Source organism: Polaribacter sp. M10, assembly GCF_054968445.1.
The window spans coordinates 73,891-86,943 of record NZ_JBSSBG010000012.1 but is presented as its reverse complement, the minus strand read 5'-3'; the positions used below and the strand labels follow the sequence as shown (position 1 = coordinate 86,943).

Below are 13,053 nucleotides of genomic sequence, written 5' to 3'. Positions count from 1 at the left end.
AAAATGACAAAAAAACTGCTTTTCATTTTATTAGTTATAGTTCTAAACCACAATAGTTCTTTTAGTCAGGAGAATCCTATTGTTTTAGGAAACGCCAGATTCACCATTATCACTCCAGAATTGGTAAGGTTAGAATATGCGGTTAATGCAAAATTCGTTAACGAACCAACGCTGTTTGCGGCAAATAGAGATACTAGATGTGGTGATTTCGAAGTATCAACTAAGGAAAATGGTTGGACTCAAATTTCTACTTCTCGAATGCGAATAGAATATGATAATGACGGATTTCCACCTGGGAGATCTAATTTTAAAATCTTTTATAAAAGTAAGGGTAAGGAAAAGGAATTTAGGATCAATGATAAAAATGACAAATCGAAAAACCTTGGCGGAACTGTTGAAACACTTGACGGTTTAAATGGTCGATTTGAACTTGATAACGGATTGTTGAGTCGAGCAGGATGGTTTATTATAAATGATGATTATAAGCCAGTCTTAAAAAATGGATGGATAGAAGACCGTTCAAAAGAAAGTATAATGGATCGTTATTTCTTTGCCTACGATACAGATTATAAATCTGCACTAAAGTCTTTAACAGCCATTAGTGGAGCTGTACCTCTGCCTCGTAAGTATGTCTTCGGAGCTTGGTATTGCAGATGGTGGAATTATTCTGCTGATGAATACCGTCAAATAGTGCAGGAATACAAAGATTACGATTTTCCTCTAGATATTATGGTTTTTGATATGGGGTGGCATACTCAAAAAGAAGCTACAGAAGGTAGTGGTCATGCAAATAATAGAGGATGGACAGGTTATACTTGGAATTCTAAACTTTTTCCAGATCCAGAAAAGCTTATTCAAGAATTTAAAGAAGATAATATATTTGTTTCTCTTAACGATCATCCACATGACGGTATCCGTTCACATGAAGCAACATATAAAGATTTTATGAACAGCTTAGGAAAAACGGTCGAGGATCCTACCCCAATTTTTGATGCTGGAGATCCAATTTACATGAAATCTTTCTTTAAATATGCATTAGAACCTCACGAAAATATTGGAATTGACTTTTGGTGGTTAGATTGGCAGCAAAACTACCTATATCCTCATGTACGAGGTGTTAATGGCTTATCACATCTAGAATGGTTAAATCATTTATATTATACACGTTCCCAAAAAGATAATAAAAGAGGCATGGGCTACAGCCGTTGGGCTGGATTTGGCAGTCATCGCTACCCTATTCAGTTTTCAGGTGACTATCACGGATCTTGGGAATCACTGGAATATCAAATTCCATTTACAATAGCCAGCGGTAATTCTGCATGCTTCTATTGGGCACATGATATTGGAGGTTTCTTTGGCCAACCCAAAGATAAAGCATGGGAACTATACACCCGTTGGACACAGTTTGGGTTAACAAACACTTCATTAAGGATACATTCTGTAATCAATAAAAATCTAGATAGAAGGCCTTGGCTTTGGGGAGAAACTGCAGAAAAAAGTATGCGAATCATATATCATATGCGTTCTCAACTAATGCCATATATTTATTCTACAGCATGGCAAGCCTATACAGAAACACTACCGATTTTAAGAGGAATGTACCTGGAATATCCAGAAAATGAAGGTGCATATAAATATGAAGGACAATACTTATGGGGGGATGCATTTTTATCAGCGCCTATTACTAAGCCAGGAAAAGGTAAAAACAAAATAGCAGAAAAAGAAGTTTGGCTTCCTGAGGGGGTTTGGTATAATTTCTTTAACAACGCTAAATATGAAGGCAATCAAACAATAACCGCTTCTGCTGATATTAATGAGTTCCCGTTATATGCAAAAGGAGGAATACCAATCCCTATGCAACCTTATGCGGAACGCATGACCAATGTATCACTTAATAATCTTATCATAAGATGCTACCCAGGAGTAGATGGACAGACATCTACTTTTGAATTGTATGAAGATGACGGTATAACGCTTGATTATACTAAAAATAAAAAGGCATTAACAAAATTAAGTTATAACCGTAAAAAGAACATGCACACCATTACTATTTATCCAACGCAGGGAGCATATAATGGTCAAGTTAGTAAACGTAGTTATGAAATTGAGTTGGCTGCAACTAAAAAAGCACGTAGCGTTAGAGTTAACGGAAAAAAAGTGAAGCCTTCTTACAATAGCGAGAAACAGGTAAATATAATATCTATATCTCCAAAGGATATTAATTCACAAATAAAGATTAAAATCTCAGCAATGGATTAGTTTTATGTGATGAGGATTATTAAAAATATGAGATAATAAAAAACGATTTAATTAAGTTTTAAAAGATGAAGAATTCAGCTTTTTTTAAGCAAATATTTTTTACTAAGAGTATCATAATAGCACTTCCCTTACTGCTATGTTTATGCATTGGTTTATCCGCTTTTGCCCAGAATAGCAAAAAGCCAAATGTTATAATAATTTTGGCCGATGACTTAGGCTATGCCGATGTGGGATTTAATGGTTGTAAAGATATACCGACACCTAATATAGATCGTATTGCAAATAATGGTGTGACATTTACCAAAGGCTATGTAACCTACCCGGTCTGTGGTCCTAGTAGAGCAGGATTGATAACTGGGCGCTATCAAAACAGATTTGGTTATATTACAAATCCTTTGTTGGCTCCTCGCGATACAGACCAGGGTTTACCGCTATCCGAAGAAACATTAGCTACAGTTTTAGGGCGTTCTGGTTACAAAAGTACAGCATTTGGCAAATGGCATTTAGGGGCCCATATATCTCAATATCCATTAAATCGGGGGTTTGATGAATTCTATGGGTTTTTAAGCGGCGGACACCGATATTTCCCAGAAGAATGGACATTGAATGATGTTTCAGAAATCAAGAAACAATTTGATGGTTACAGAACAAAGCTCATGCGAAATAATGGTAGGGTTGATGAAAAAGAATACATAACTGATGCGCTTTCGCGAGAAGCTGTTTCATTTGTGGAACGAAACACCAACGAACCATTTTTTATGTATTTGGCTTATAATGCTCCTCATGGACCATTACAAGCAAGCGAAAAATATTTAAAGAGGTTCCCTAAAATTCAAGATAAAAAAAGGAGAACCTATGCCGCTATGGTAAGCGCTATAGATGATGGTGTTGGCTTGTTACTCGATAAACTAGAAGAATTACAGCTAAATGATAATACCATTGTTTTCTTCCTTTCTGATAATGGCGGTCCAGAAAGTCACAACTCTTCTGATAATGGTATTTTGCGTGATGGTAAAAGTAGCTTGTTCGAAGGGGGGATTCGTGTACCTTTTGCTATGCAATGGCCAGCTAAAATTAAAGGAGGTATGGTCTATGAAAAACCTGTTTTATCACTTGATATTTTTGCAACCGCAGTGCATTATGCATCAGCAGAATCAAAAAATAAAATTGATGGAGTTAACCTGCTTCCGTATATCACAGGAGAGAACAATCAAGCACCGCACAAGTATCTTTATTGGCTAAAGTACAAACAAGGATATTATGCCATTGTAAGTGGTGATGATAAAATGGTGAAATATAACTCAGAAACTGCTGAATATTATAATCTTTTAGAAGACATCTCAGAAGAAAATATTTTATCAATGACAGAGAAATCTATTTCACTAAAAGAAAAATATAAACTTTGGGAGCGGGAGATGGATGTAACAATTCCTATGGGACTCTTAAAAGAAAAACAATATAATAAGCTTCATCCTAATCGATTTATAATGGTGAATCCATACAAAGCCGATAGTCTTAAACCCGAAATACCTGATGGTTATAGCCTGATTTGGAATGATGAATTTAATACCAATGGCAAACCAAATGAAAAGTATTGGTCTTACGAAAACGGTTTTGTGCGTAATGAAGAGCTTCAGTGGTACCAATCTGATAACGCAAATATTAACAATGGATTGTTGGTTATTGAAGGAAAGCGAGAGAAAGTTAAAAACAAGAATTATAAGAAGATAAGTACCAATTGGAGAGAAAATAGAAAATTTGCGCATTATACCTCAGCTTGCATAAAAACGAAAGATAAGTTCGATTTTAAATATGGGATTATGGAGGTACGAGCACGAATTGATACCAGTATGGGGATGTGGCCAGCCATTTGGACTTTGGGTATTAAAAACCGTTGGCCTGCAAATGGAGAAGTAGATTTAATGGAATACTATCGCCACGAAGGAGAAGCTAAAATACTGGCTAATGCTGCATGGGCAAATAACAAAATGCGTCCGGTGTGGGATTCAGAAAAAACACCACTTAGTTATTTTGTTGAAAAGCAACCAGACTGGTCAGATCGATTTCATGTTTGGAAAATGGACTGGACAGAAGACTACATTCGACTATACCTCGACGATGAATTGTTAAATGAAATAGACTTAACAAAAACCATTAATGCAGATGGAAGCAATCCCATGCATCAAGCTCAATACATTTTATTGAATTTAGCCATTGGGGCTAACGGTGGTGATCCGACCAACACCTCATTTCCTAGAAAGTACGAAGTGGATTATATAAGGGTTTATCAAAAAGAAAATAAAAATAAATGAATTCAAAAAGAATATATACAGCGATAATGATACTTTTAAATGGAGTTTATTTCCACCAAGAGGTAAACGCTCAAAACGATTGGGAAAACGAACAAGTAACTCAAATCAATAAAGAAGCCCCTACTTCAACAATGTATTATGATGACAGTCTAGAGAATGTTGAGCTGCTAAATGGAAAATGGAATTTTAGTTGGTATGCTAATCCTAGTGATGTTCCAGCATACGAAAAGATAAAATTTGAAAATAAAATTCAAGTTCCAGGTGCGTGGCAAATGCAAGGTTTTGGAAAACCAATTTATCGAAACACAAAATATCCGTTTGATGTTAATCCACCTTTTGTAAAAGGAATGTATGGAAATCCGGTTGGTGTATATGAACGTACATTTTCTATAAAAAAATTAGAAAATAAAACTACCTATGTGCGTTTTGAAAGTGTTTCATCTGCTTTTTATCTATGGGTTAATGACCAAAAAGTTGGTTATAGTCAAGACAGTTGGTCTCCTGCACAGTTTAATATTACCAAGTATTTAAAAGAAGGCGATAATACCATTCGTTTACAAGTTTTTCGTTGGTCTGATGGTAGTTATTTAGAGGATCAAGATGGTTGGCGAATGTCTGGAATTTTTAGAGATGTTTATCTCATATCGAAACCAGAAATACACATTCGCGATTACTTTGTTACAACACCACTAAAAGGAAATAATAAGGCAGATTTTAATTTAAAAATTGATTTGCTAAATTCTGGAAATGCAACTCAAAAAAAATACAAATTGGGTTATTTGCTTACAGATAAAGACGGTAAAGAAATTGCATGTTCAGAAGAAAAAATAGCAAAAAAAGAGTTAACACAAGAATGGGATATTGATATAAACAAAGCCATTACAAATGTTAAATTATGGTCTAATGAAAAACCAAATTTATACAACCTACATATTTATCTCAAGAAAAAAAACAAAATTGTTGATGAGTTTTATACCCATATTGGCTTTCGTGAAATAAAAATTTCAGATAAGAAAGAACTGCTATTAAATGGCAAACCCATTATTTTAAAAGGTGTAAATGTTGTAGAACACGATCCCATTTTTGGAAAATACATTCCACGTAACACTATCGAAAAAAAGGTAAAACTGTTGAAACAAAACAATATCAATACAGTAAGAACATCTCATTATCCTGCAGACCCTTATTTTTATAAACTTTGCGATGAATATGGAATTTTAGTGATAGATGAAGCGAATGTAGAATCGCATGGAATGAAATATGGTGAGCATAGTTTAGCAAAGAAAGAAAACTGGCAAAAATCGCATGTAGAACGTATAGAAGCTATGGTTCAGCGTGATAAAAATCATCCTTCAGTTATAATGTGGTCTTTTGGTAACGAAGCAGGAAATGGAAAAACAATGTCTGCAATGAATAGCAGAACAAAAGAACTGGATACTACAAGACCAACACACTATCATTTTGCTGATGAACCTAGCGATTATGATGTTTATGGTGGAGGCATTTGGAAGTATGGTGAAAAACATAAATTTGGACGCTATCAATCTGTTGATGATATGATTCATATTGGTGAACTTGATTTAGACAAACCTTTTTTATTGAATGAATACGCGCACGCAATGGGAAATGCGGTTGGTAATTTACAAGAATATGTAGATGCATTCGAAAAATATCCTGCTCTAATTGGTGGCTGTATTTGGGATTGGTCAGATCAAGGAATCACCAAAAGTTTAAATGGCGATTTTGGAACTAAAATTAAAGACATAGACAAGGCTCATGCAGCGTGTTTAAAACCTACTGGGAATTACTTTTGGGGATATGGTGGCGATTTTGATGATGGCCCAAACAATGGAAACTTTGTGCTAAATGGGATAATGTTTCCAGATTTAACACCAACGCCTAAAACAGTTGAGGTAAAAAAAGCATATCAAGACATTGCATTCAAATTAAAAAACACCAAAAAAGGAATCATTGAAATTAAAAATAAGTATCTTTTTACAGATTTATCGGAATTTGATGTTACGTGGCAATTACTTGAAAATGGTCAAATAATTAAAAACGGAATTGTAGATGTAAATCTTCCAGCGTTACAAACACAAGATTTTCAAATAAATAATTGGTATTCAGCATTTCATAAAGACAAAGAATATGTGTTGCAGCTAAAAGCAAAAACAAAACAAGATGCAAAATGGGGAAAAACAGGACATATAATTGCTTGGGAAGAATTTATATTACAAAAAGTAGATTTTACCCTAAAACCAATAAGTAATGCTGGTAAAGCTGGTATTGAAAACGATACAAAAGCATCTGTAACAGTAACTTTTTCTGATGGAAACTTGATATTTGATAAAACGAAAGGAGAAATCGTAAAACTAACCAAAGACGACAAAACGCTTATCAATGGAGGCTTTGCTTTATCTTTTGCACGCGCTTATATAGATAATGATAAGGCTAAAAAAATGCGAGACTTATGGAACTGGATTAAACTTCATAGCTTGGAAACTAAGGTGCTTAAGTTTGATATTGTTTTAGAAGAAAACAACGCCAAAGTCACTATTGAAAAAGAACTAAAAGCACCCAACAAAAAGATAGGTTTTAAAACAATAGAGCACTTTGTTATTGCAGGCAATGGTACTATCGATATTGATGTAAAAGCGAAATATACTGGTAAAAAAACGCCTTTTACATTGCCTCGTATTGGTTATGAGTTAAAACTAAATAAAAACTTAACCGAAAGTACTTGGTATGGAAAAGGCCCTGGAAGTTCTTACATCGACAGAAAAACAGGAATGCAAATGGGTATTTATACTGCAAATGTAGATGAACATTTTGTAAACTATCCTAGACCACAAGAAAATGGCAACAAAGCAGATGTAAGGTGGGTAAATGTTTATGATTCAAATAAAAATGGTTTTACAGTAAAAGGAAATCAAGTTTTAAATTTTTCGTTAAGGAGATACACCACCACACAATTAAATCAAGCAAAACATCCTTATGATTTAAAAGAAAATCCTTTTACAATTTTAAATATTGATTTTATGCAAGGTGCTATAGGAAATGGAAGTGTTGGTACTATGCCAATGAAAAAATATTTTACATCCATAAAATCAAGTGGTTATAAAATGAGAATAGAATTGTAGAACCAAAAAGGGGAATAACCTTGCAAAATCATTCGTCTAAAGAAAATAATTTCAAGGGAAAAGACGTATCAATTTAAAAAATAATACAAAAAATAAATACTGATTTATGTTACAAAGTAAAATTAGAATCTTAATTATAGCATTACTTTTTAGTAGTACAATCTATAAAATAAGTGCACAAGTTATTCATATTAAAACTGAAAAAACGTCATTAGTTTATGGTGTTTATGATCAGAAATTAAAACAAGTTCATTTTGGGAAATTCCTGAGTGCCACAACTGGTATTGATGATTTATCAACAAAATTCGACGAGATTTACCCATCGTTTGGTAATGGAAGTTCAAACGAAATAGCGCTAATTGTCAATCATGATGATGGTACTATGGCTACTGACTTGATATACGATTCTCACAATCAAAACAGTGAAAATAATATTCAAACTACTACAATAAAATTAAAAGATAAAAAGAAACCATTTTTTGTTGAATTACATTTTAAAGCATATCACAATGAAAATGTTATTGAACAATGGGTAACTATTCATCATAAAGAAAAAAAACCAGTAAGATTAGAACAGTTTGCTTCTGCAGCACTTAGTTTTAAAGCGGAAAGCTATTACCTGACTCATTTTTATGGTAGTTGGGCGCAAGAAATGCAATTAGCAGAAGAAAAATTAACCAATGGTATAAAGCTTATTGAAACTAAACGTGGTGTACGTTCTACGGAATATGAAAACCCCTCTTTTGTATTGGCATTAAATCAAAAAGCATCAGATTTTAATGGAGAAGTAATAATGGGTGCTTTAGCGTGGTCTGGTAATTTTAGGTTTTCGTTTCAAATAGAAGATAAAGAATACTGCCAATTAACGGCAGGTATTAATCCGTTTGCTTCAGATTATAAATTGTTGCCAAAAGAAAAATTTACAACACCACGAATGATTTACACCTACAGCAGCACTGGAAAAAATCAAGGTTCTATAAATCTTCATAGATGGGCACGTAAGTATAATTTACAAGATGGTGATGAGGTGCGCCCTATTGTATTGAATAGTTGGGAAGGTGCTTATTTTAAATTTAACGCTGCAAAGCTAAAATCTATGATGGATGGTGCTGCACAAATGGGTGTAGAAATGTTTGTTTTAGATGATGGATGGTTTGGTAATAAATACCCAAGAAATAGCGACAAAGCAGGTTTAGGAGATTGGCAAGTAAACAAAAAAAAGTTACCAAAAGGCATAAGTGATTTAATAGATCATGCAGAAAGTAAAGGACTAAAATTTGGTATTTGGGTTGAGCCAGAAATGGTAAATCCTAAGAGTGAATTGGCAGAAAATCATCCAGAATGGATTATCCAAAGAAAAAATAATAGAACACAATTATTGGAACGTAGTCAGTTACTTTTAGATTTATCAAATCCAAAAGTTCAAGATTTTGTTTTTGGAGTTGTAGATGATGTTTTAACTGACAACCCAAGAATAGCTTATGTTAAATGGGATGCGAATAGACATATTCAAAATTTTGGTTCCACCTATTTAGATAAAGACAAACAATCGCACTTATGGATTGATTACACCAAAGGATTAGAAAGTGTATTAGCTAGATTGAATACAAAATACCCAGATGTTATTTTTCAAGCTTGTGCTTCTGGTGGAGGAAGAGTGGATTATGGTGCGCTAAAATATACTCACGAATATTGGGCTAGTGATGATACTGACCCTTTAGAGCGTTTGTTTATTCAATGGGGATCAAATCACATTTATCCAGCCATTGCAACAGGTGCTCACATTACCAAATCACCCAATCATCAAACCAGTAGAACTACGCCTCTTAAATTTAGATGCGATATGGCTTTTGCTGGACGACTTGGGTTAGAATTAAGTCCTGATATTTTAAGTGATAAAGATGTTGATTATGTAAAACAAGTGCTAAAAACATATAAAGCAAATAGAGAAATTATTCAATTTGGTGATTTGTATCGCCTATACTCTCCTTACGATTCTGATGGTTATGCTGCAATTAGTTATGTTACTCCAGAAAAAGACAAAGCGATTGTTATGGCTTATAGTCACGAATTTCACAGAAGAGATGAGCGTGCTTTAATTAGATTTCAAGGATTATTAGATAATGCTGTTTATAAAGTAACAGAATTAAACCGAAAAGCGAAACGCAGTAAAGTAAAAGAAGTTGGTAAGGAAATCTCTGGAGCATTATTAATGAACAGAGGTTTATTAATGGATATGAAAAAACCTTACGAAAGTGTGGTGTTGAAGCTTGAACGCGTAAAATAATAGCAAAGTGCCTAATTAATATTTAGAAGCTTATCATGACAATAAAGACTAATTTTTATCTCTATATTTTTTTAGCAAGTTGCTTGTTTTTGGCCTGTTCATCCCATGATTCAACTCCTAAAACTATTGACCTCTCAGGCAAATGGGCGATTAAAATAGATTCCAATAATGTTGGGGTTCAAGAAAAATGGTTCAATACATCATTTAAAGAGTATGTTACACTTCCAGGAACTACAGACGAAAACAAAAAAGGGAATTTAAATGACGCTATTGAAGTAAATCATCTTACTAGAAGGTATATGTATATTGGAAAAGCTTGGTATCAACGCGCCATTAACATTCCCCCTAACTGGAATAATAAAACTATTCATCTATTTCTAGAACGCACAAAAGCTACTGAAGTTTGGGTAGATAGCATACATTTTGACCTTCAAAAACATTTATCTGCTCCTCATATTTATGACCTTTCTAAAGTATTAACACCAGGGCAACACAATTTAACTATTTCTGTGGATAACTCACCTGAGCTTTTTCCAACAGGAGGTTCTCATGCTTTAGCAAAACATACACAAACCAACTGGAATGGCATCATTGGGAAAATGGAACTATCTGCTAAAGACGAGGTGTTTATTAAGTCTTTAAAATTATTTCCAAACATAGAAAATAAGGAAGCAAAAGTCGTTTTTAAATTGGTTAACCCTAATAAAGAATATATAAAAGGAAGCATAGTTTGTGAAGCCATAGGTTTTAATGGAAACACTCATAATGTTAAAAAACAAGCCTTTGATTTTTCTTCAAATGAAAGTGAAATTCTTGTTACAGGTAAATATAAAATGGGAGATGATTTTAATACTTGGGACGAATTCAATCCTAATCTATATAATTTCACAGCTAAACTTAATGCAAAAGGAGCGTCAAAAAATTATAAGGACAATTACGAAGCTTCTTTTGGTATGGTAAAGTTTAAAACTAACGGAACACAATTTGTAGTTAATGATAAAGTTACCATACTTCGTGGTAAACATGATGCCTGTGTTTTTCCTTTAACAGGATACCCACCAACTACAAAAGATGAATGGATACGCCAAATGAAAATTTGTAAAGATTATGGTTTAAATCACTATCGTTTTCATAGTTGGACACCTCCAAAAGCTGCTTTTGAAGCTGCTGATATTGTTGGTATTTACATGCAACCTGAATTACCTCAATGGCGCGCTTTTAAAGAAAAAGATACTGTACATTTTAATTTTCAAAAAAAGGAAGGTGAAGTTATTTTTGACTCTTATGCGAACCACCCAAGTTTTGTAATGTTTGCTCTAGGTAACGAGTTGGGTGGCAGTCGTGGTATGATGGCAAAAATGATAAAACATTTAAAGACCTATGATGGGAGAAGTCTTTTTGCGCAAGGTTCCAATAATTATTTTTGGAATCCCAAAAAACAACCTACTGAAGATTTCTTTATTTCTGCCCGAACTAAGAAAAGAAAAGATAATTCTTATAAATTTGATATTAGAGCATCCTTTTCTTTTGCAAATGATTCTACAGGAGGTATCATCAATGGACAGTTTCCTAATACAGAGCGTAGTTTTGAAAGTGCTTTAAAACTAGTTAACGTGCCAGCTATTGGACATGAAACTGGGCAATACCAAGTGCTTCCAAATTTTGATGAAATCGATAAGTACTCTGGCATTTTAGAAGCACGAAATTTTGAAGTTTTTAAACGACGTATGATCGATAAAAAAATGTTTTCGTATTGGAAAGAACTTTTTTTAGCCTCGGGGAAGCACGCAGCGATATGCTATAAGGAAGATAATGAGATATCCATGAGAACCCCTGGTTTTGGAGGATTTCAAATTTTAGATTTACAAGATTTCCCTGGGCAAGGTACTGCACTAGTAGGGATGCTTGATGCCTTTATGGACTCAAAAGGTATTATTACTCCTAAAGAATGGCGACAATCTTGTGCTTCACAAACCATACAAGCTAAAATGCCGCGTTTGGTTTGGCAAAATAACGAAACATTTACGGCCAACATTATCGCTATTAATTATGGTGCTGCTGCTATGAAAAATCAAATTATACAATGGTCTTTAGTAGCAAAAAACGGTTCTAAAAAAAAAGAAGGGAAAATGGATATTGCTACTTTTAAACAAGGGAAAATAACTAATCTGGGAGATATCAATATCCCTCTTTCAAATATAAAAGACACACAGCAATTAACATTTAAATTATCGACTTCTAATAACACTATAACCAATCAATATAATATTTGGGTGTATCCTAAAATTGATAGCGAAGAATCTATTGAATATATAAAAATAAAATCTTTTTTAGATGATGTAACTATCGCACAACTTGAAAAAGGGGCTAAAGTTCTACTGTTACCAGAAACTTCAAGCATTAAGGCTAATTCTGTTGGGGGTTTATTTACAAGCGATTATTGGTGTTACCCCATGTTTAAAGGTATTTCTGAACGCAACAAGAAGCCTGTTTCTCCAGGAACACTCGGATTATTGATTGATGATAAGCATCCTGTATTTAATAATTTTCCAACATCCTTTCATTCTGATTGGCAATGGTGGTCTATTATGAAAAAATCACGTCCTATAATACTTGATGCTCTTGATGAAGCATATAGACCAATCGTACAACCTATTGATAATTTTGAACGTTGTTCAAAACTGGGGTTGCTATTTGAATTTAAGGTTGGTAAAGGAAATATATTAGTATGTTCAACTGATCTTAGCGACACCGATGATTTTGTGGCCCAACAATTACGACTTTCTATTTTGAGGTATATGAATTCTGAAGCGTTTCATCCAAAAGCTCTAATAACTTCAAAAGCACTTTTATCAACTATTTACGGAAATTTTGGTACTAATGCTAACAGTCGTAATACAAATGATAAAGGTAATACAAATGGTTATGATTTGTTAAACTAGAAAGATAAATTGATTTGGAATAAAACTTAAGTTTGATTTATTAACTAAAATTTGTAATAATGTTCGATGTTAAATGAGGTATTAGTCATAGTGATAATTTTAACAAGAAACAA

At 33.6% G+C, this 13,053-nt stretch carries 5 protein-coding genes; all 5 read left to right on the top strand.

All coding sequences use genetic code 11. The features are described 5' to 3' along the window. Positions 1–3 precede the first annotated feature (3 nt). A complete protein-coding gene (locus ACWYN7_RS11740; protein WP_462860155.1) occupies positions 4–2,259 on the top strand; it encodes a glycoside hydrolase family 31 protein in 2,256 nt (751 codons plus the stop codon). A gap of 65 nt (positions 2,260–2,324) precedes the next feature. Next, on the top strand, positions 2,325–4,571 hold the full coding sequence (locus ACWYN7_RS11735) for a sulfatase-like hydrolase/transferase (RefSeq protein ID WP_462860154.1): 2,247 nt from the start codon (positions 2,325–2,327) through the stop codon (positions 4,569–4,571). Then, entirely contained in the window at positions 4,568–7,711 is a 3,144-nt protein-coding gene (locus ACWYN7_RS11730) for a glycoside hydrolase family 2 TIM barrel-domain containing protein (protein WP_462860152.1), read from the top strand. The genes ACWYN7_RS11735 and ACWYN7_RS11730 overlap by 4 nt, the downstream gene beginning before the upstream one ends. A gap of 106 nt (positions 7,712–7,817) precedes the next feature. Then, on the top strand, positions 7,818–9,998 hold the full coding sequence (locus tag ACWYN7_RS11725; RefSeq protein ID WP_462860151.1) for an alpha-galactosidase: 2,181 nt from the start codon (positions 7,818–7,820) through the stop codon (positions 9,996–9,998). 89 nt (positions 9,999–10,087) lie between these two features. Then, on the top strand, positions 10,088–12,940 hold the full coding sequence (locus ACWYN7_RS11720) for a sugar-binding domain-containing protein (protein ID WP_462860150.1): 2,853 nt from the start codon (positions 10,088–10,090) through the stop codon (positions 12,938–12,940). Positions 12,941–13,053: the final 113 nt, after the last annotated feature.